The sequence below is a fragment of the Mycobacterium paraffinicum genome (genome assembly GCF_025822865.1).
Lineage (GTDB): Bacteria > Actinomycetota > Actinomycetes > Mycobacteriales > Mycobacteriaceae > Mycobacterium > Mycobacterium paraffinicum.
The window spans coordinates 88554-109697 of record NZ_JACKUR010000031.1; the positions used below are offsets into that span (position 1 = coordinate 88554).

Annotated in this window: 18 protein-coding genes and 2 pseudogenes; 2 read left to right on the forward strand and 18 right to left on the reverse strand. The window is 67.2% G+C overall.

The annotated features are described in order from the left end of the window. Nucleotides 1-22: 22 nt before the first annotated feature. Entirely contained in the window at nucleotides 23-523 is a 501-nt protein-coding gene (locus H7J89_RS21655; RefSeq protein WP_264046497.1) for a VOC family protein, read from the reverse strand. Nucleotides 524-653: 130 nt separating this feature from the next. Further along, on the reverse strand, nucleotides 654-1337 hold the full coding sequence (locus H7J89_RS21660) for a TetR/AcrR family transcriptional regulator (protein ID WP_067210092.1): 684 nt from the start codon (nucleotides 1335-1337) through the stop codon (nucleotides 654-656). 112 nt (nucleotides 1338-1449) lie between these two features. Here H7J89_RS21660 and H7J89_RS21665 point away from each other — a divergent pair, with 112 nt between their 5' ends. Further along, nucleotides 1450-1905: a nitroreductase/quinone reductase family protein gene (locus H7J89_RS21665; RefSeq protein ID WP_264046500.1), complete on the forward strand. Its 456-nt coding sequence runs from the start codon at nucleotides 1450-1452 to the stop codon at nucleotides 1903-1905. Nucleotides 1906-1910: 5 nt separating this feature from the next. On the opposite strand, the gene H7J89_RS21670 is transcribed toward H7J89_RS21665, so the two are convergent. Beyond that, nucleotides 1911-2594 (reverse strand): Rv1815 family serine proteinase, encoded by a 684-nt coding sequence (locus tag H7J89_RS21670; protein WP_264046502.1) that lies wholly within the window; start codon nucleotides 2592-2594, stop codon nucleotides 1911-1913. 95 nt (nucleotides 2595-2689) lie between these two features. Next, nucleotides 2690-3622, reverse strand: a complete 933-nt coding sequence (locus tag H7J89_RS21675; RefSeq protein WP_264046504.1) for a sterol desaturase family protein — start codon at nucleotides 3620-3622, stop codon at nucleotides 2690-2692. Nucleotides 3623-3724: 102 nt separating this feature from the next. Here H7J89_RS21675 and H7J89_RS21680 point away from each other — a divergent pair, with 102 nt between their 5' ends. Beyond that, on the forward strand, nucleotides 3725-4921 hold the full coding sequence (locus H7J89_RS21680; RefSeq protein ID WP_264046505.1) for an NAD(P)/FAD-dependent oxidoreductase: 1197 nt from the start codon (nucleotides 3725-3727) through the stop codon (nucleotides 4919-4921). Here H7J89_RS21680 and H7J89_RS21685 read toward each other — a convergent pair. The 14 genes and pseudogenes from H7J89_RS21685 to H7J89_RS21755 form a co-directional block, all read right to left on the reverse strand. Further along, the gene (locus H7J89_RS21685; protein WP_264046507.1) at nucleotides 4918-5631 is read right to left on the reverse strand and encodes an MgtC/SapB family protein; all 714 of its coding nucleotides are present in this window, start codon (nucleotides 5629-5631) and stop codon (nucleotides 4918-4920) included. The genes H7J89_RS21680 and H7J89_RS21685 overlap by 4 nt on opposite strands. 146 nt (nucleotides 5632-5777) lie before the next feature. Further along, nucleotides 5778-6098 carry a DUF732 domain-containing protein gene (locus H7J89_RS21690; RefSeq protein WP_264046509.1) on the reverse strand — a complete coding sequence of 107 codons (321 nt, stop codon included), beginning with the start codon at nucleotides 6096-6098 and terminating at the stop codon, nucleotides 5778-5780. Nucleotides 6099-6199: 101 nt separating this feature from the next. Continuing rightward, on the reverse strand, nucleotides 6200-6523 hold the full coding sequence (locus H7J89_RS21695; protein ID WP_264046511.1) for a DUF732 domain-containing protein: 324 nt from the start codon (nucleotides 6521-6523) through the stop codon (nucleotides 6200-6202). 49 nt (nucleotides 6524-6572) lie between these two features. After that, nucleotides 6573-7991: a PPE family protein gene (locus H7J89_RS21700; RefSeq protein ID WP_264046513.1), complete on the reverse strand. Its 1419-nt coding sequence runs from the start codon at nucleotides 7989-7991 to the stop codon at nucleotides 6573-6575. Between the two features lie 72 nt (nucleotides 7992-8063). Continuing rightward, nucleotides 8064-9317: a PPE family protein gene (locus tag H7J89_RS21705; RefSeq protein ID WP_264046515.1), complete on the reverse strand. Its 1254-nt coding sequence runs from the start codon at nucleotides 9315-9317 to the stop codon at nucleotides 8064-8066. A gap of 1257 nt (nucleotides 9318-10574) precedes the next feature. Next, nucleotides 10575-12407, reverse strand: coding sequence for a type VII secretion AAA-ATPase EccA (eccA, locus tag H7J89_RS21710; RefSeq protein ID WP_264046517.1), 1833 nt, complete (start codon nucleotides 12405-12407; stop codon nucleotides 10575-10577). Further along, nucleotides 12404-13600: a type VII secretion protein EccE gene (gene eccE / locus H7J89_RS21715; protein ID WP_264046519.1), complete on the reverse strand. Its 1197-nt coding sequence runs from the start codon at nucleotides 13598-13600 to the stop codon at nucleotides 12404-12406. The genes eccA and eccE overlap by 4 nt, the downstream gene beginning before the upstream one ends. Before the next feature lie 19 nt (nucleotides 13601-13619). Then, nucleotides 13620-15458: a type VII secretion-associated serine protease mycosin gene (locus H7J89_RS21720; protein WP_264046520.1), complete on the reverse strand. Its 1839-nt coding sequence runs from the start codon at nucleotides 15456-15458 to the stop codon at nucleotides 13620-13622. Continuing rightward, nucleotides 15436-16947 (reverse strand): type VII secretion integral membrane protein EccD, encoded by a 1512-nt coding sequence (eccD, locus tag H7J89_RS21725; RefSeq protein ID WP_264046522.1) that lies wholly within the window; start codon nucleotides 16945-16947, stop codon nucleotides 15436-15438. The genes H7J89_RS21720 and eccD overlap by 23 nt, the downstream gene beginning before the upstream one ends. Nucleotides 16948-17211: 264 nt before the next feature. After that, entirely contained in the window at nucleotides 17212-18114 is a 903-nt protein-coding gene (locus H7J89_RS21730; protein WP_055405688.1) for an ESX secretion-associated protein EspG, read from the reverse strand. 87 nt (nucleotides 18115-18201) lie between these two features. Then, nucleotides 18202-18445 (reverse strand): annotated as a pseudogene (locus H7J89_RS21735) (type VII secretion protein EsxI). A 50-nt stretch (nucleotides 18446-18495) separates the two neighbouring features. Then, nucleotides 18496-18747, reverse strand: a complete 252-nt coding sequence (locus tag H7J89_RS21740) for a WXG100 family type VII secretion target (RefSeq protein ID WP_264046529.1) — start codon at nucleotides 18745-18747, stop codon at nucleotides 18496-18498. A gap of 285 nt (nucleotides 18748-19032) precedes the next feature. After that, a complete protein-coding gene (locus H7J89_RS21745) occupies nucleotides 19033-19332 on the reverse strand; it encodes a PE family protein (protein WP_066957025.1) in 300 nt (99 codons plus the stop codon). 470 nt (nucleotides 19333-19802) lie between these two features. After that, nucleotides 19803-21142 (reverse strand): annotated as a pseudogene (locus H7J89_RS21755) (PPE family protein, SVP subgroup). Between the last annotated feature and the right edge of the window lie 2 nt (nucleotides 21143-21144).

The following is a 21144-nucleotide window of genomic DNA, read 5'->3' on the forward strand; positions in this document are numbered from 1 at the left end:
GCTGCATCGTCGCTGGGACGGCTCATCGCTGCTCCTGTTTGATGTAGTCGTAAAACGCCCTCATTTCGGGCGGGATGTAGGCGATCTCAACAAACGGCACCGCCGCCTCCGGCGCTGACACATAGGCGAACTGAATCCCGCCGGGCATCACGCCTTGCTGCACGACCGCGGCGCCGAATTCCACGGCCTCGGCCAACACCGCGTCGAACTGACCGGGGTTCTCGGCCTCCACGCAAATGTGGTGCAGACCGGGCCCGGATTCGCGCAGAAAGTCACTATAGATGTTCTCCCCGCGGATGGGTTGGATCAGTTCCAACTGCATGTCGCCGAGATAGCTCAGCGAGATGCTGGCGACGCAATCGGCTGGCTTGCCACGGTAGCTGCAGGATTCCGGAGCAAAGTGCACGTCGGGTATGCGGACCCATTTGCGCACTCCTAACAAGCCGGTGAGGGCGGTTTCGGTCGCATCGAGGTCGGTGGTAACCCACGCGATCTGCGTTGGCGATTGAACGGGAAGGGTCATCGCCTCGCAGGATAGTCCAGTTGCTCGGCAGCCAGAAAGGCCCGCGAAAACTTTGCCATGGCGAGCGGCTTCCGCGCTCCGCGGGCTGGGTGAACATGTTCTAATTCCGGCCGGCGGCCGTGCCCGGCCGTCAATGTTGGCTCAACACGTCCACCAGCAGCCGAAGCTGCGCGTCGAACACCGCCTCGGGGTCGGTCAGGGTATCGGCGCCGTATTGCCCGAACACCTCGAGACTGATCGCACCCAGCACCCCCGCCCACAACAGGAAGCACTTGGCGACCACCTGATCATCGCCGGGAAAGCCGAACTCCTGGCGAATCCGCTCGAAGTCCGACGACATCGGTTGGGGCGCAACGGTATCGGTCAGCCTGATGTCGCCGGTCGCGATGCCGGACGCCACGGCGTCGAAGAAGGCCGCCACCACCCGGGTTCCCACGGCCACGGTGCGCTCGGGCGGTGCGTGATAACCGGGCACGGGGCTGCCGTACAACAGGGCCCAGCGGGCCGGGTGCGCGACGGCCCACTCCCGTGTCGCCCGGGAAATGGCGATGACATCGTCGCTCCAAAGGTCCCCGACCGCCTCGCGGGCGCGATCGACGGCGTCGGCCAGGTCCGAGTAGGCGTCGACCAGCAGCAAGGTCAGCAGCTCGTCGCGGCTGGACACGTAGCGGTACACGGCCGACGACACCATGCCGAGGTCGCGGGCGATCGCACGCACGGACAACCCGGCCGCACCGCGGTCGACCAGCTGCTGGCGACCGAGCTGGATGATGCGCGCCTCGATCTGCTGCCGGGTCTCCTGGCGTTTGCCCACGCGGTCAGTCTGGCACAACCGAGATCACCGCTCTTGCTTTCTGGCCAGGAGTGTGGCAACGTCCCCGGTTGAGAGAGCACTGCTCTCAACGATTGGCGAGAGAGGATGCGACATGTCCACCCGATACGAAGAACCGAGCGGGGTCGTGCGGGCCGCCAACGCGGTGATCCGCTGGCTTGCCGAGATGGGTGTCAGCATCGCCGGCACCCATGCGCTGCGGGTGCGCGGGCGCAAAAGTGGGAAGACGCGGGCGGTCGTCATCAATCTGCTGACCGTTGACGGGGTGGATTACCTGGTCTCACCGCGCGGCAACACCCAGTGGGCCCGCAACGTCCGGGCTGCGGGCATCGTCGAAACCGGCCCGCGCTGGCGCCGCCGCCGCGCACGGGTCAGCGAGGTGGCCGACACGGCCAAACCGGAACTGCTGCGACGCTATCTGGAACGCTGGTACTGGCAGGTCAAGGACTACGTTGCCGGGCTGACCCCGGACAGCACCGACGAGGAGTTCCGCGCCGTCGCACCCACGATCCCGGTTTTCGCCCTGTCGGGGGCGGACGAGGCCCGCTGAATCGCCTAGCGGGCGCCCCCGCGCGTCACAGCGAGGTCCTCACGGACTTCCTCTGAGGTGGCGCGCCACGACACCGCCGCCGGGAAATCCCCCCACACGCTGTTGAAGATCCCCACGAGCAACCCCGGACCGGCGCTGGAAGGCAGGTACACCGGGCCGCCCGAATCGCCGTTGTGGCTCTGCACGCCGTGCGACATGGTGAACCAGCCGTTGTTCACGCTCTCCACCGTCCCGCAGGTTTCGCCGGTGCTGACGCCGAAGTGGCAGATCGCCTGTCCGGGGGCGAGCGCCGCCGCCGGATTCGAGATCAGTGGACGCCCGCCCGGCAGGACGTTGTTTGCCATCACGCCGTTGTCCAGCACGATCGCCTCGTAGTCGGTGATCAACTGGTCGGTGGCCACCGTCGTGCCGCTGGGGGTGTTGTCCCGGAAGGCGGCCAGGCGGCCGATGACGGCCCCGCCCCGGTCGGTGACGACGCCCGCGCCGCCGCGGCAGTGCCCAGCGGTGAATGCGATCTTGAGGTTGGGGTCGACGTAGCCCAGCGTGCAGACGCGATTGTCCTGGCGGATCTCCATGCCCGGATAGACCATGACGGGGTCGGCTTTGGCCGGCGCAGGCGGCATCCAGTGCGCGAGCGCGGCCACGGTGATCGACGCGGTGAACGCTCGCATTGCCAGGCGACGCACCATCAACTCCGATCCGTCCGGGGCCGAATCTCGACCGATTTGAGATTACGGCGTGACTTTCCGTTACGCAGAAGTCTTCGCGGCGTCCGCCGCGGGCGTTACGGAGAAGTCGCCAGGGAAACGGCGGCCTCGGTGCGGTCCGCGGTGCGCGGGGCCCAGCCCGGCGGGCCGAAGACGTAGCCCAGACGGTCGCGCAGCCGGGTCGCGGAACGCCAGTCGTGGGCGATCGCGACGTATTCACGGGTCTGCAGCTTCCAGATGTTGAACGTGTCGACCTGCTTGGTCAGGCCGTAGTGCGGGCGGAACAACTCGGCCTGGAAGCTGCCGAACAGCCGGTCCCAGATGATGAGGATTCCGCCGTAGTTCTTGTCGAGGTAGATCTGGTCCATCCCGTGGTGCACCCGGTGATGTGACGGGGTGTTGAAGACGAATTCGAAGGGCCGGGGCAGCTTGTCGATCCGCTCGGTGTGCACCCAGAACTGGTAGATCAGGCTGATCGAGAAACTGAAGAACACCATCCAGGGCGGGATCCCCAGCAGCGGCAGGGGCACCCACATCAGGATTTCGCCGCTGTTGTTCCACTTCTGGCGCAGCGCGGTCGCGAAATTGAAGTATTCGCTGGAGTGATGGGCCTGGTGCGTCGCCCAGATCAGCCGCACCCGGTGCGCGATCCGGTGATAGGCGTAATACAGCAGGTCAACCCCGAGGATGGCGATGACCCAGGTGTACCAATGGGCCGCCGAAAGGTGCCAGGGCGCCACATAGGCATAGATCGCGGCGTAGCCGAACAGGGCCAGAGTTTTCCAGGCGGCGGTGGTGCCCACCGAGACCAGCCCCATCGAAATGCTGGCCAGCGAGTCGCGCGTGAGGTATGCGCCGGAAACCGGCCGCGCATTTTCGGCGATGCTCTCCAGCTTTCGGGCCGCGGCCCATTCCAGCGTCAACAGCAACAGGAAGAAGGGAATGGCGAGCAGCACGGGATCCCGCATCTGCGGGGGCAGCGCGGACACGAAACCTGAGAGCGCACTCACAGGCATAAGACTACGACGACCCGCCGGACAGGCGCGTCGCCTTGGTTCGACATGCGGCCCACACTGGGGTGACGGGGCCGAACGACGCGAGGTGTTGAGCAGTTGACCGCTGTGGTGGTGATCGGCTCGGGCTTTGCCGGATTATGGGCGGCGCTCGGCGCAGCCCGCCGCCTCGACGAGCTGGCGATCCCGACGGGCGCGGTCGCCATCACCGTGTTGGCCACCCAACCCTTCCACGACGTCCGCGTGCGCAATTACGAGGCCGACCTGCGCCCATGCCGCATCCCGCTCGCCGGACTGCTCGACCCCGTCGGTGTGGCACATGTCGCCACCGAGGTGACCGCGATCGACACCGACGCTCGCACCGTCGCCACAGCGGGTGGCGTGACGTACGACTACGACCGCCTGGTGCTGGCCTCGGGCAGTCAGGTCCGCAAACCCGCTCTACCGGGTCTGCGGGAGTTCGGCTTCGACGTCGACACCTATGACGGTGCCGTCGCGTTGCGGGACCATCTGCTTCGGCTCGCCGACGGTTCCCCGACGGCAGCGGCGGGTACCGTCGTCGTGGTCGGGGCGGGTCTGACCGGCATCGAAGTGGCGTGCGAGCTACCGGACAGGTTGCGGCGGCTGTTCGCTGGGAGCAACGTCACTCCCCGAGTCGTGCTGTTGGATCGAAGCCGCATCGGTTCCGACATGGGCACCTCGGCGCGTCCGGTGATCGAATCCGCGCTACAGGCCAACGGCGTCGAGACCCGGGCGGGCGTGGGCGTCGCCGCGATCAGCGAGCGCGGCGTGTCGCTGAGCTCGGGTGAACACCTGGCGGCGGCCACGGTGGTGTGGTGTGCCGGCATGTGTGCCAGCTCGCTGACCGAGCAGCTGCCGGTGGCGCGCGACCGCCTGGGGCGGCTGCCCGTCGACGACTTTCTGCGGGTCATCGGCGTCCCCGCAATTTTTGCCGCGGGCGACGTCGCCGCCGCCCGTATGGACGACGACCACCTGTCGGTGATGTCGTGTCAACACGGCCGCCCGATGGGACGCTACGCCGGCTACAACGTGATCAGCGACCTGTTCGGCGAGCCGCTGCTGGCTCTCCGAATCCCTTGGTATGTAACGGTTCTCGACCTCGGACCGGCCGGCGCGGTTTACACCGAAGGTTGGGATCGGCTGCTGGTGTCAAGTGGCGAACGGGCCAAGGCCACGAAGCGGACGATCAACACCCGGCGCATCTACCCGCCGCTGACCGGGAACCGTGCCGACCTCCTGGCCGCGGCCGCGCCGGAGCTGCAGTCACGCCCCTAACGGTCCGATTGCGCTTCGTCGCCGGCGTACCACTGCACCGCGCGAACCCCCGGCTGCAGCGACAGCTCCGCCACCAACCGCTCCAGCCGGGACGGGGCGTCGCCGTCCATGAGTAGGTGCGCGGACAACGTGACCTCGTCGTCGCCGGACCGCCCGGTATGGATGCCGCGCAGCGTGATGTCGTTGCCGCTCGCGTGCTGCACGATCTGAGCGCGCGCGTACTGCTCGTGTTTCGGGCGGGAGACCACCTGCACCAGGTAGGGCCGCAAACTTTCGTCTTCGTCGCCGGTGTTGTCGCGGTCGATCAGCCGGCCGAGGGGGCGCCCGAACACGTGAATGGCGATGACGGTCCCGGTGCCGATCAGCGCGAACACCAGGTGTCCCGACGCCGCCAGGACGCCGATCGCCGCAGAACACCACAGGGTGGCCGCGGTGTTGAGGCCCCGGACGTTGACGCCCTCGCGCAGGATCACGCCACCGCCGAGGAATCCGATGCCGGACACCACGTACGACGCGACCCTGGTTGGGCTGGTGTCCGCGGTGGCGGCGGCATAGAGGACGAACAGCGTCGCGCCGCCGGCGACCAGCGCGTTGGTGCGCAGGCCGGCCCGGCGCGCCCGCCATTGCCGCTCCAGGCCGATGAGGGCGCCACATCCCACGCCGACGGCCAGCCGAAGCGCGAAGTCGGCGACGCTCAGCGTGGTCTCCATCGGCACTCCTTCCCCCGGGTCAGCACCGGCGGAGCTAATCACTCTCAGGTGAACGGCAGGTGGCCCCGAGCCGAACCGGATGCGTTGCGTCCATGCGTGCGAAACCCGTGCGCCGCCAAACGGTTCCCGTTATGGCCGACGCCAGGCTAGCTCTTGTTCAGTTGCTGGGGACAGTAGAATTTCGCGGCGATCCCCAGGAACGACGTGGCGTGTTCCGTAGTGAGCCCGGGATTTTGGCCCTTCAAATCGTTGACCATCTGGGGGCCGTACTCGCCGTTGCCCATTGCAGTGCACACCGCTTGGGCGAACTGGACCGCCGCCTCCGGCGTCTTGTAGGTGATGCCCGCGCTTCGCAGCGACGCGAGAAAGCTCGCCTCGTCGACGCCGCCCGCATCCGGCTCGCCGTGCGCGGGCGCGGCGAGCATGATCGCGGCCGGAACGGCGATCAGCGCCAGCAGCAACCTCATAACCGGTGATTGTCTCATGGCGTGACGCCGACTGCAGCACTGGCTCGTCTTAGCGAAATAGCTTGTTGTCCAGTGCAATACAGCCGGGGGCCCCGCCCCGATCAGGCCTTGCTGAGCTGGTGCGGGCAGTAGTATTTCGCGGAGATCATGGCGAAGTTGGAAGCCATCTCCATGTCCATGCCCGGATTGTGCATCTTCACATCATGGACCAGCTCCAAGCCCGATTCCCCATTGTTCAGGCACGAACACACCGCCCGGCCCGCCCCGACGGCCGCATCCGGACTTGCGAAGCCGAAGCCGGCCGTATGCAGGGCGGCGAGGAACGCCCCGTCATCGCCGTCCGGCACGGGTGGAGGATCGGCGTATGCCGGTGCTGCCAGGCCGATCATGACGGGGAAGCCCAGTAGAACCAGTAACCGTTTCATTGCTCGCCTTCCTTGCGCGTAGCTGCAGAGGGTTGAATCATGTTGGTCGCTAACCCAATTGGGCATCAGCGGGCAGGACTTTGGACTTGTCGCCCTTTTTCAGGTGCACGGCGTGGATGCCGGGTTTCTTCGCCAGCTGCTCGAGCAGGGCGTCGAGACCTTCCTGGTCGACGTTGTGGTGCTGCACGGTTTCGGGTTTCTCCGAAATCTGCGCGACCAGACGCTTCAGCTGTTCCGGCGATTGCTTGTCTTTGAGGTCCTTGATGGGTTTCATCCGGTTGCGCACGCCGGCGCCCACCACGGTGGGCCCCCCGGCGCCGAGGGCGCTGCCCAACATCCCCGCCATTCCCATCGAACTGAACAGGCTGCCCTCGCCCAGCGCGGCCGCCGGCACCGCCTCGGGTCCCGCGGCCGACAGTGCGGCGGCAACCGTTCGGATGGCCGGGGTGGCCGAGGCCCAGCTGGGCGGAACGCTCAACTGCCCCACCAACGTGCCACGCGCGAAGCCCGCCGTCGGGGTGATCGCGTCGTAGAGCGTGCCCCGGCCGAAGCCCAGCGCCCCCAGGCCGGCGCCCAGCGCATCCTTCGGTAGCGCGCCGTAGGCGGCGGGTGGGGCGAACTTGAGCCACTGCGACAGGGGGAAGTTGATCAGCAGTCCGACGTCGTTGAACTGTGTGGTCAGGCCCAGTGGCACCTTGACCGCGTTGTACATGGCCGTGATCAAGGGGGTGCCGCCTGGAGTTGTGCCGAAGCCTTTCAAGAAGGTGGTGATGGTGGTGTTGTACTGGGTGGCGAGCTGCGAGAGCCATGCCAGTATCGGGTTGCCCGCTGTCGCGGTCGTGGTCAGCGAGTTGGCTGCCGCGCTGACCGTTGACCCGGCATTGCCGGCGGAGGTGCCGGCACTTTGGCTGATCGCGGCCGCCTGCATGGTCGTGCCGGCGGTGTTCGTGGTCGCGGGCGGCTCCGAGAACGGCGTAAACCTCGAGGCCGCCTCCGACGAGGTGGCGTAGCTGTCCATCGCCACGGCGTCCTGGGCCCACATCTCGCTGTACTGGGTCTCGGTGGCCGCGATCGCGGCAGTGTTCTGCCCGAACAGGTTGGTCGCCATCAGCTGCGCCAAGAGGGCACGGTTCTCCGCGATCACCGGCGGCGGCACGTGCGCGGCGAACGCCGCCTCGTACGCGGCCACCGCCGCGTTGGCCTGAGTGGCGGCTTCCTGGGCCTGGGTCGCGGCCTGCTGCATCCAGGTCACATAGGGTGCTGCCGCCGAGGCCATGGCAATTGATGAGGGGCCCACCCATGGCCCGGTGGCCAGGCCCGAAACCACCGACGAATAGGCCGACGCCGCGGACTGCAACTCCGCGGCCAGATGCTCCCACGCGGTTGCGGCCGCCACCAACGACTCCGGTCCCGGACCGGCATACATCCGGCCCGAATTGAACTCCGGCGGAAAGGCTCCGTAAAACATCTGTGACCCCTTACCTGGTGGCTGGCGACTGGGTGGACGGTGCTGGAGCGGGGTGCGGTGTGTTCATGGCGGTCACTCCTCGATGCACGGGATCACGATGATGGTGGCGGCGGCCGGATCGGCCTCGGCTACGGCACCGCCCAGCGAGCTGGCCGCTGCGGCGGCACTTCCGCTCATGGGGTGGGTTGCGCTCGCGGCGACGGCCCGCCCGAGCAAGCTGGACAGACCCATTTGGCTGAAGACGCCCTCTTCGCCGGCCAGCGCAGCGGCCGGGGCGGCAGCCAGGTTGGTCGGCATCACCTGGGCGACGGTGCGGATGGTCGGCGCCGCCTCCGTCCAGCCCTGCGGTACCGACATGCTGCCGACCAGGGGCGCTTTGCCCATTGAGCCCGAAACCGGTCCGACGGCGGAACTCAGCATGGGGCGAACAGCGCTGGGTCCGTTGGTCAGCGGCGCCAGCGCCCCGGAGATCGCCTTCGGGCCGGACAAATAGGCCGCGGCGCTCTGGCCGTTCTGGCCCCAGGCGTACGCCTGACCGAACGACAGGAAGGGGCCACCCGGGACGCTGCTCCATGACTGGGGCGAATACGGGCCCGTCAGCACCGACCAGATGTTGTTCCAGTAGTCGAGGTTTTGCCCGATTCCAGTGGTGATTCCAGTCCCCGTCGTAGGGTTGGCCGCCGCGACGTTGCCGGCGTTCAGCAGGGGTTGCAGCGTGCTGAGCTGAGAGGCCGTATTGGAGCTGGATTGCGCACCCGACTGCGTGACTGCGGCCGCCTGCATCGGGCCGGCCGACTCGTTGGTGGTCCTCGGCGGCTCGGCGAACGGTGTCAGTTGGGATGCGGTCGCCGATGACGCGGCATAGCCGTACATCGCGGCGGCGTCCTGGGCCCACATCTCCATGTATTGGGCTTCGGTGGCGGCGATCGCCGGGGTGTTCTGGCCGAGGATGTTGGTGGCGATGAGCGTTGCCAGCAGTGCGCGATTGGCCGCGATCACCGGTGGCGGCACCGTGGCCGCGAACGCCGTCTCGTAGGCGCCCGCGGCCAGCTTGGCCTGGGCACCGGCCTCCTCCGCCTGAGCGCCGGTGGCGTTCATCCACGCGACGTATGGCGCGGCGGCGGCGGCCATTGCTATCGACGACGGACCCGTCCATGGCCCCGACGCCAGCGTCTCGATGGTCGACCCGTACGAGGCGCTGGTGGCCTGCAGCTCCGCGGCCAATTCGTCCCACGCCGCCGCAGCGGCCAGCAGCGGACCCGACCCCGCACCGACGTACATCCGCCCCGAGTTGATCTCCGGCGGAAGCGCTCCGAAGTCCAACATCGACTACCTCCCCTCCCTCAGGTGGCCGCCAGGGTAGGCGCGGCTTTGCTGCCTCGGCCGCAACCGCGGCAAGGTTCTAATGAAATCCATCAGATCCGTTTTTGAAGCCACGAGCTCATTCCACATACTTCAAACAACAGACCATTCCTTCCCGAACTGAAATTCCCGCGAAGATTGCGCGCCTCAACCCGCCATGAATATAGGAGCATTGTGTCGGTGACGCATTTCGGGCCGCGTTCCCTCCGCGTAACAAACTGTAAAAAGCAAATGTCACGCCGCCATCGGCTGTTGTGAGAACTCCAAGGCACAGCTATCTGTATGTGATTTTGCATACACCCAGGTAGTCGACGTTAAGGCACAGCTAGGCAACGGTTTAGCGCCACGCGCAAACCGCCAATTCTGGCAATGGAAGTCCTCCGGATCGACGTTATTGTCGATCGCGCTAAATTGATTTCCAGTGGAATGCAGGATGGATTGGAAGCGCTGAATCCCTCCTATCGCCATATGGCAAGACAGCAGAAATACGCATATGGAGCATATGCGCGATGTCGGCCGCGTATTAAACCAGCAAGCTCAGAGCAAGCGTGTCAGCCCGATCGGGACACAACTGCGCCCAACCGAAACCGACGGCGTTGTCGGTGCTGGCCGCGTTGCTGCCGGTGGTCGAGAACGTTTGCCCGTGAGGCACTGGCCGTTGCTGGATCACCCCGAAGCTGCGACCCAACCGGGGCGGCCCACCGGGCCCGCACCGTCGCGGCAGCCTCGCGCCGCCGGTACGCCGCGAACGAGGGTGACGCTCGGTCACCAGCGACGCCGCCTGGACGCCAAGTGGCTGCACGCCCACCTGCGCCGAACTGATAGCCGATTGTCATGGCGTTCCCCTACTGTTCACCCACACGAAGGGTAGATGGGCTACTCTGCCGCGCCGCTGATTAGCTGCTGGCAGTTTCCTGGGAGGCCCTGTTGGCCTGGTCATCGACGGTTTGGGCGACGCTTGGAGACTCCGCTGCGTCGGCTATGACGTTGCTGAACGTGCCCTCTTCTTCAAAGGCAGTTTGCAGTAGAAAACCGGTGGAGGGCCACCGTCACCGAGCCGGGTGGGCGGATGGCATCCGTATCGCGGTCCACTGCCGCGCCGGTTGCTCACGGCGGAGAAACCCGGCTAAACCGGACACCGCCGCAGAACCCTGCGGAAGGCTGATTCGGCGTCAGTCGCGGCCCGGGCAGCAACAAGCCGAGGTGATTTCGCCGCGCGACCTATGTCGTCTTGTTCTCGGCGACCGCCGCGCTGAGGCCCTCGGCCAGGTCCTCCTGGGTCAGTTCCTTGAACCGCAGGAGCTGGCGTTCGCTGAACTCGGTGACGTCGCTCGCCAGCACCGCATCCAGGTCGTCGTCGTCCAGACGGAAACTGCGGTGATCGCGGGCCTTTTCGACCACATTGCGCACGAAACCGGCATTGCCGAGCGTATCGATGCCGCGGATCAGGTCGCCGTCTTCGGAGTAGCTCTCGTCGAGATAAAACCTGGTGTACGAAGGCAATAGGGAATGCGCCGCTTCCTCGGTGATGACGTCCTCGTTCTCCTGGCCCATCAACCGGGTCAACGCGACCAGCTCGTCGGGCGTATAGCTGAAGAACTCGATCACGGTCGAAAACCGCCGCCGCAGACCCTGATTCACGTCCAGCATCTTCTCCATCGCCTTCGCGTAACCGGCACCGAAGACGACGAGCTCGTCGCGATGGTTCTCCATGTACAACAGCAACGTGTTGATGATCGCGTTGCCGTACGGGTCACCTTGCTGGTAGCCCTTCTCGTGCAACGTGTGCATCTCGTCGAAGAAGACCGCCCCGCCGAGGGCTTCCTCGAGCATCTCCTCGGTGTTCTTCTCCGCGTCGGCCATGTACCGGCCCAGCAACTTGGTGCGGCTGGTTTCGACCACCACCGGTTTACGCAGCACCGTCAAGCCGCACAACTGTTTGCTGAAGGCCCGCGCCACGGAGGTCTTACCGGTCCCGGGCGGACCCAGCAGCAGTGTGTGGCGCGAGGTCACCGGCACCGGAAGGCCCATCTTGGCGCGGGCCAGGTTCACCTTCGTCGTCGCCTTGATGAGCTTGATTTCCCGCTTGGCGCGTTCCATGCCCAGCATCGCGTTGAGCTCGGCGTCGCCCTCGGCCAGGTACCTAGCGGCCTCCTCGGCGTGGCGCGCGGCCTCCGTCTCCTCCCGGGTCGGCGCGCTGTCCGCGTCCCACGGATCTGTGCGCGCCTCAATGGTTTCCGGGTCGGTCAGGACCAGGCGATAGTTCGGGTTATCCAGCGCTTCGCGGGCCGGGCTGAACTTCGGATCCCGCGAATACACCCGGCGCAACAGCTCGACGGCCTCTTCTTCGCGGCCCAGGTGCCGCAAGCACATCCCCTGGGTGTAGAGGGCGATATTGGCCGCTCCCGGAACGCGGTCCCCTTCAATCGCGTCCTGGCCCCGTCGGATCGCCTCCTCGAAGACGCCGAGCGACGCCAGCGCCGTCGTCGCCATGGCCGCTCCAGCGGCCTTCAGTTCGGGCTGACGCCAGACCTTGCCCTCAGGGAATTGGTTGAGCAGATCCGGCCACCGCCCGGTGCGGAAATACAGGATGCCCCGCACATAGTCGACCAGCTCCTGCTCGAAGGGTTGGCGCGGCTCGACCCCGTCGAGTAGTTCCGCCGCCTCCTCGTAGCGTTTGGCCTCGGCCAGCACGGCCGCGTAAGCGCACGCCAGTGACTCGACGCTGGTGACGGCCAGCTGCAGGAACAAGCCATCCGAGACCTGGGGACGGAAGTGCAACTCGGTGACCCCTAGCCGGCGGGTCTCCCATCCGAACGTGCGGATCGACGCCCACGCACCGGCGAGCACCTCGATGCTCCGCTCCCCCGCCAGCAACCGCGCCAGCCAGGCATCACACATCCCGGGGTCCAGGTTGCTGGCCGTGGCGAACATCTGCGAGGCCACCTGCGGGTTGTGACTGGGCTGGAGCCCATTGACCGATATCCCCGATGCCAGCAGGCCGGCGACCATCGCGTTGCGGGCGCCCTCAGCGGTCGATTGGGGCCGTGTCATTGCGCCACAGGCACGCCCGCCGGGCTCTCCCGCAGCTGACCGACCGACAGGGTGAGCTCGTCGTCGTCACGCACGGCGCGGCACGGCAAGACAAGCGAGGCGTGCGTCGCCGGGGCGGGCAGGCTGGCGCGGACCGCGGCCAACTGGCGCCCGGTGAGGCGATTCAGGCCGGACGAAACGTTCCGGGGCAGCCGCCTCTCGGTGTGGTAGCGCACCCAGGCCGAGACCTGCGGCCGGCCCGCGCGAGCGGTGAGCCGGACCGTCAGCACGGTGGCGACGGTGTCCGCCTGCCACAGCTCGTCGAGCGTGTCGGTGGTGATGTCGGCGGGCGTCACCCAGAAGCTGGTGGTGAAGCCGTTGAAGTGTTTGAGGTGGCGCCAGCCGGGCCGGCTCCAGGTGGGCTCCAGGTCGGCCAGCACCGCGCGGTCGACCTCGGTGATCTCCTCGGCGGTCAACGGCCTTGCGGCACAAGTGAGTCCATCGAGATCCTGTGCCAGCCGCTCGGTGGCCGCCACCAAAGTCGAAGCCAGCGAATCGCGGACCGCCACAGCGGCGATGTTGCGTTGCGGGTTCATCCGCAACACCAGCCAGGTGCGGCGAACGTACGAGGAAGGCTCTCCGTTCGCCACCTCCCACTCCTCGGGGCCCCAGTCGTCGAGCTTCGACAGCTCGGCGGCGTTGCCGCCGCGGCGCACCTTCACCGACACGATGTCGATGTTGTCGAGGTGAATGTCGAACTGCCGCAAGCCATCAGCCACCGCCTGCACCAGCAGGGTGGGCGGCGAGGTCCGGTGCCGGTGGCGCGACGACTGGTCGTCGTCGTCCCCGTTCACCGCGACGACCGAGACCAGCTGGCCCTCGTATTCGCGCACGCCCACCTTGTCGCGCCCGAAGCGGCGCTGGTAGTCGAGCGCCGGCGTGCAGCCGGCGCCCAGCGCGGTGCCGGGGTCGGCGGACCAATCCCACAGCCAGGTGGCCAATGCCGATGTCACCGTCACGCCGTGGTAGGTGATCAGCGAGAACAGGGCGATCAACGCCGCGAGCCCGACGCCCACCCAGAACGCGATGCGATAGGTGCCCTGCCAGGACTCCGGGCAGTGGCTGGCCACCACCAAGATGGCGACGTCGACCAGGAGGACCGCGGTGACCCGCGGCCACGACAATGACAAACCGAACCTGCGCTGAGCTTTCATGACAGTTGCTGCTCCGCCCTTATTGCTGCTTCCGCGATCGCTTCATCAGCATCGCCGTTCCAAACACGCCCCCACCGATCAGTAACGCCCCGAGCAAGCCTCCGGCGGCCACCCACACTGGCACCATATCCCGCGGTGGGACGGGCTTCGGTATGTTCAGCGGCGCCGAAAGTTGCTGCGGCGGCTTCAACGGCCCTTCGGGGACGTCCCACGTCAGTGCCGCCACCGGGTCGACGACGCCGTGCCCGATCTGGTTATCCACGCCGCGCGCCGGCGCGCGGGCGGTTCGGGTCAGCCGGTTGATGACCTGGTACGCCGACAGCTGGGGGAACTTCGCGCGAACGAGGGCGGCGACGCCGGACACGATCGCGGCCGAGAAGCTGGTGCCGGATGGGACCAGCAGCGTGTTGTCCGGCCCGTCGATCGCGTTGATGACGCCGTCGTCCCGGGGGGATAGCCCGATGACGTCGGTACCGGGCGCGGCGATGCCCACCCAGGGACCGGCCACGCTCGTCGATGCCTGCCCCTGGTTGCCCTGGGTCATCGGCCGGCCATCCTCGTCGACCGCGCCCACTGTCAGGACATAGTCGCTGAACCAGGACGGCGTCACGACGGTGGTGACGGAATTCCAGTTGCGAGGATCGTTGGGCTGCAACGGATCATGCGCCGGGTTCTGCTTGCAGTCCTTCTTGCTCGTGTCACCGGCCGCGGCCACGATCACGGCGTTCTTGTCGACCGCCGCATAACGCACCGCGGCACCCAGCGCGCGCTGGTCGACGATGTTGCGCGCGCTCATGCAGGTCACGTCCGAGATGTTGATGATCTGCGCGCCCATGTTGGCGGCGTGCACGATCGCCCGGGCCATCGTCTGGACGCCGTCGATCTTCGCGCGAGTCTGCGGATCTTCGTCGCCGGTGTAGGCGTCCTTGAGGCCGAAGGCCTGGCTCGACTGGCGGATCCCGATGATGTCCACATCCGGGGCGACACCGCTGAAGGCGTCCGGACCAGCCGAGGGCGGTGCCGGCGGTGCCGGCGGTGGAGGTGGCGGGCTGGGCGGCGGATCCAGCGGGCGCGGGCCGCGCGAGTTGTCGACACCGACCACGTGGCTCCCACCGGAGTAGCTGGGTATGGTCACCGTGCCGCCACCGTGGTTGCCGGCCGGGGCCTGGCCGCCCTGCGGCGGTCCCGGCGGTGGACCTGCGGGCGCGGGCGGCGGCGGTGGCAGCCCGAACGGTCCCGGAGCCGGCTGTTGCTCAGTCGGCGAAGGCGGAACCATCGTGACGGTCTGGGGCAAGGGCGACAACGTCACCGTCTGGGGCGGCGGCGCTTTCGGTGGCGGTTCAGTGGTGGGGATGGTGACGGGCCGGCGCGGCGCGGCCGGTGGCACTCCGGCGCCGTTGGCCGGCGCGGCGCCGATCATCGAGGCCACGATCGTGCCGTGGGCGTCGCAGTCCGACAGCCCGTCGCCGCCCATGACGTAGTCACCGCCGGGGATCAGGCGCGGAAACCGCGGGTGGGGGCTTACACCGGTGTCGATGACGGCCACCTTGATGCCGGCGCCGCGGCCGAACTGCCATGCCTCCTGCAGGTTCAGCATGTCCATGTACTTCGGCTGCAACCGGAAATCTGTGCCGGGCAGCACGCCGACCTCGGTGCAGTATGAATTCTGCTTCATCGGCGCCGACGGCCCGGGCGGACCGTCGGGCGGCACCGCGCCGGGATCAATCGTCGGCGGCGAAATCGCATAAGCGGGTGGTAACCCGGCCAATGCTCCTGAGGCGAGCAAGATTGCGGCGAGGGCCGCAGCGGAAGCGCGCCCTCGCCACACCTTGCTACTACCGGTAGCGGATTGCTGCATAGACATTCATCAACCACAATGCCAGCGGGAAAATCGGCATCAGGCAGAGGTATTCGATCCATTCCACGAACTTGCGGAACAGCGGGCTGTAGATGGTGTTGGGCACCACGGCCGCGGACGTGAGGCCGGCCGCCGGCAGTAGGACCAGGATCGCCGCGCTGATCGACACGGCCAGGGGCGACTGCAACACGAGCGCGTACCGCGCCACCACGGCACCCACGATGAGGACGGCCGTCACGGCCAGGGTGATCGCCTGCCAGCGGTCGACGTAGGAACGTCCGCGCAGCATCAGGAACCCGGCGCTGAAGCCGGCCAGCAACAGCGGCAGCCAGCGTTGGCCGGTGTGCGGATCCGACAAGGCCGCCAGCGAGACGATCATCAAGACGCCCAGCCCGACCAGCAGGCCGGTCAAGAAGGAGCGGGCGCGTTCGGCCTGCACCAAGACGTCGCGCACGGATGCGGGTCCCTCCAGGACCGGCGGGCCGCCGTCGGAGCGCACCACGGTGGTCGGCAGGTCCGGCCGGGCCTCGAACACCCACCGGCTGGTCGCCGACGGGAACACCGGCAGACGAATGCCGGCCAGGCGGCGCGAAAGCGCCGGCGCGGTGTGATAGACCAGCACGCACACGAGAACGGCGCTGGTCAGCAGCGTCACCGCACTGGTCATCGCGACCATTCGCGCCAGGGCCGCGATCGCCGTGACCAGGCTGATGGTGATGAGCGCGGTGTAGAGCCCCAGCCGGCGGCCGGTGAAACGCAGGGCGAGCATCGCGGCGATGGTGAGCACGCCGAAGGCCAACACCGCGTGTGGGGACCCCACTCCACCGGGCGGCGCCGCCGCGGCGGCGACGGTGAGCGGCGCCAGGCCGCTCACCAGCATGATGTCGGCGATGCGGCGATCCTGCTGGGTGCGGGCCCGCATCTGCAGCATCAGGGAGACGCCCAGCACCACCGCGGCGATCACCGCGGAGTACGCCGTCGGCAGCCAGGAGTTGTGGTGCCAGCGGTACCAGAGCAACAAGCCGGACGCGGCCGTAACCCCGGCCGCCACCATCGACGCACCGACCTGCACCGCAACGACGGGATCGATCGCGGCGAACCGCTTGCTCAGGTTTGCCGCGACCGCGGTGGAGATGTGCTCGATGACCTGCGAGCGATGCTCGGTGTCCTGGATGAACCGGATCCACAGCCGGTCGCCGTCGTAGACGTCCTGTTCGGTCAGGGACTGGGTGGCCCGCAACGGGCTGCCGTCCACCAGGCAGAGCGCCCACCTGCCGCGGCCCGTGGCCTCCAGCGGGGTCTCGCCGAGCTCCCTGAGTCGGCCGTTCACCACCTTCAGCAGCGGCTCGGTCATCACCGAGACGGGGGCGTTGGCGTCCAGCAGGACGCCGATCTGTACGCCCGCCCCGGCCATAACGCCGACCACGACCGCCCGAGGTTGCGAAATTCCCTCAACGTCAGGCTGTAGCGCTTCAACTACCGCAGTCATCGCCCTGAACCCCTTACCGTCGTGAATGTGTAACCCCGTGCCGCCAGCCGGGCGGGAGCCTGCGCCGGCCCGCTTTCCGGGGCGCTGCCGCCGCCGGGAAAGTGCAGCTCGACCAATCCGAATTCCATCTACCCCGCCTCGCGATTAAAACCTTGGTGACAGTGGTTTGAGATTTGCTGAATCTCTTAGAGAAGTATGCCGTGTTGGCTTCTCAACCGCATGTTGAGTGCAAAGACATTGGTGAACTTTATGTTTCGTCGAATGTCAGACCCTGCTGTGGGTTTTCCACTCGCCGTAGGGAAGGGTGTCCAGCACCGTCTTGACGCCCACCTGCACCAATTGGGGGGTCGCCGGGCAGATGGCCAGCCAGGCCTCCCCCGACCCGGCCGTCCGCGCCTGCTGGTACAGCGCGATGCGGCCGCCGGAACCGTCTTTGAGCGACAGCACCGACGCGCTGGGGCCCTTCGCGTCGTCCCGGTACTGACGCGCGTACACCGCGACCTCGGCCGCGGGATCGGAAAGGGCCTGTCCCAGCGCGGCCACGGTGGCGGCACTGATGCCCATCCGTCGCAGGTCGCCGCCGGAAAACACGTTGAAGCCGGACTCCTGCCACGACTTCGTGGCTTCCAGCATTTCCTCCAGCGGCACATTGACCGCATTGATCGCCGCGGGCTCGGCGTGGTGTATCGACTCGAGCGCGTCCAGCACCAGGGACGCGATCGAGGCGCTGTCCGCGATCGCGACGTCGTCGACGGTGATGTCGCCGCCAACGCGCACCGCGGACACCCAGTGCTGGCCGCGTCGGGCCAGCACCACCCGGAACTCGTTGTCGGGGATGTCGCGCGACCCGGGTGGCTGATTCTCGTCGTCGACCACGCCGTAAAGCAGCTTGCCCCGCGACAGCAGGGCGATGACCTCGAGGTCCGGCGCGGCCAGCACCCTCATCCGAGCGGCCACATGTTCGTTCACCTGATCGTTTTCGACGATGCCCTGCTCGCGCATCACCGCCATGCCGGGATGCTCGTTGAGCCAGTCGCTCGAGTCGGTAGAGACAAATGGCCGGCACCGCAATTCGGGCGCGACGTGCCGGATGTCCAGGAGGGCCTGGAGCATCCAGAAACCGTCGACGTTAACGGTGATGTCGGTGCGGGCGGTCTGCTGATCCATCAATACCTCAAGGGTTCAAAGTGCACGGTAACCGCAGGACGCGGCAGCACACCGATCTGTGGTGTGCTGCCGCGCCTGAAGTTGGGGTTAGGCCCAGCTGGACCCAACGGCGCTGTCGGTGCTGGCCATGTTGCTGCCGGCGCTCTGCACCTTCTGCCCGTGGGCGTTGGCCTGCTCGTAGATCACCTGGAAGTTGCGACCCAACTGGGTGATCACCCGCAGCAAGCACATCGCGAACGATGGCCTGGTGCTCAGCCTCCAGAGACGCGGCCTGGGCGCGGATCAAGGCACCGTGGGCGTCGACATCGCCGAACTGGTAATTGATTGTCATAACGGTGTTCTCCTAATGTCTGGAATGGTACGCAGCCGCGGTTTTAAACGCTAGCTGCCGAGGATTTGCTGCGAGGCCTGCTCTTGCTGCTCGTAGTTGTTCGCGTCGCGGATCAGTCCGTCCCGGACTCCGTGCAGCATGTTGACGATGTTGCGGAAGGCCTGGTTGACCTGACCCATGGTGTCGTACGAGGTGGCCTGGGCCTGACCGCTCCAGCCGGAGCCGGCGATGTTCATCGAGGACGCCCACAGGCCCGCCATCGCCCGCATTTCGTGCGGGTCAGTCATAAAACGTGTTGCCATGTGGCTGTCTCCTTTTTAAGTGAGTACTCAGATAATTGCGGTGGTTACGACGATGGCCGGACCGGTCACGCGCTGGCGAGCCGCCGAGCCGAATGCAAAAGGATGATCCCCCCTTCCCGTCAGCCGGCGGCCACCGGTTGCACTAACACGGTGAGACGGACGTCAAACCCGAACTCCGGCGTTTGAGTTGTCCGGCCGTCAGCCCCCGAGATCATCGGTAGCTGGGCGGTCAGGTGGGATTCCACGTCGAAGACGTCCTGTCCCAGACCGTCAACCGCCAACCGACTAGCCCGTGGCAGCTGCGTTGATTGCCTCGGTCGCAGCGTACGAGCCAGAACTTGTCGACAGCGTGTTCACGAATGCCTCGTGAATGGCGGCGGCCTGCGCGCTAACCGCCTGGTACATCTGCGCGTGCGCCGCGAACTGCGCCGCCGTCAGCGCCGACACCTCGTCGGCAGCAGCGGGCACCACCCCGGTCGTGGGGGCGGCGGCAGCCGCGTTCTGAGCGCTCAGCGTTGAGCCAATGGCCTGCAAGTTTCCGGCCGCCGCAGCCAGAGCCTCGGGCTGTGTGGTCACGAACGACATACTTGGTTCCCTCCTAGTTCAATCCCCGACTCTGCAGAGAGTAGATGACCGCGACCCCTGAAGCTCTTTCGGAAGCCGCCTGTTTGCAACTGTTCACTTGACGGTACGGCGAATTCATTTTTGGTAACGCCACAGTAACAGCGCCTGACCTGGATCGCAGCACCTTTCGGTCGCGTCACAGCAAACTGTGACGGACCCGGCAGGCAAAGTTGCTGGTGGACCTTTCCCAGCCGCTGTGGCACCGCGGTTCGCAATAAGATCTCGTTGCTCGCAAACTCCTTCCACACGGTCGGCGACCGCCTACAGCATCCACGACGACCGGGCCTCTCCGAAAGGGTTTTGAGTCCCTTGAGCGGAGGCATTAGGTCCTCTCGGCCGGGATGGGCGGGCGGCGAGCGGTACCGCGGGGCGTGACTGCGTCCATGTCCATTCGTCGCTTACGCCGGCTCCGTGGTTCCACCGCGTGTGATCTATCCGGCGAAGGGGGGTCGGGCCATGACGGTGGGGCGGAAGCCGTAGCGGGGTCCGGCGCCGGCGTGGGTGCCGGTGCCCATGCCGGCCAGGGGCATGCCGCCGAGCAGGTTGCCCGGGCCNCCGGCTCCTTCGGGGGCGGCGCTGATGGCGCTGACCGGGATGGCGGTGTGTCCCATGGCCGGCACGGCCGGGCCGCCGGTCCAGGCCACCGGCACTGACAACTTGCCACCGATGGAGGCCGCGCNCCGGCTCCTTCGGGGGCGGCGCTGATGGCGCTGACCGGGATGGCGGTGTGTCCCATGGCCGGCACGGCCGGGCCGCCGGTCCAGGCCACCGGCACTGACAACTTGCCACCGATGGAGGCCGCGCCGCCGATGGCGGCGGCCGGGTGCACCGCGCCGGCACCGCCGCCGAGCAGGCCACCGAGTCCACCCAGGCCGGGCAGGGCCTTGGCCGCCGCGGGAGCCGCACCGCCGATCAACCCCACCGTCTTGGAGATCTGGGTGAAGGTGTTGGCCATACCGGTACTGAAGTAGGGCAGACCCTCGGTGTTATAGAACAGGCTGGCGAACGGGCTGTAGCCGTTGACGGCCGCTCCCAGGTTGGTCGGGATGGTGGTTTGGCCGGTCAGCAGGAACCACAGCTCTTGCAGCGGGTCGGTCGTCGTCGCGGCCGCCGCGGCCTGTGGGGCCGCGGTCGTGGTGGCGGTGGTGGCCGCCTTTTGCACGGTGTTGGCCGTGTTGCTGGCCGAGGTGTTGGCCGCCGCGTTGGCCACCGTGCTGGACTGGGTGGCCGTGCCCGCATCGTTGGTGACCTTGGGCGCGGCCTGGAACTGCGTGATGCCCTTGGTCGCCGCCGTGGACTGCACCGAGTAGTTGGCCATCGCGCCGGCATCCTGCGCCCAAAACTCGCCGTACTGGGCCTCCAACTGCGCGATCGCCCCGGTGTTCTGCCCGATCACGTTGGTCGCCTGTAACTGCTGCACCAGCGCACGGTTGGCCGCGATCACCGGCGGCGGCACCACCGCGGAAAACGCCGCCTCATAGGCCGCCGCCGCCGAGCTGGCCTGCACGGCCGCCTGCTCAGCCTGGGCCGCCGTGGTGGCCAGCCACTCCGCATACGGCGTCGCCGCGGCCGCCATCGTCGCCGAGGCCGTGCCCGCCCACTCCTCACTGGCAAGCTGAGTCACCACGTTCTGATAGCTCAACGCCGCCGACTGCAACTCCGCGGCAATCGCATTCCACGCCGACGCCGCGGTCATCAACGACCCCGACCCTGGACCGGCGTAAATCCGCGCCGAATTAACCTCCGGCGGAAGCGCCCCAAAATCAAACACCA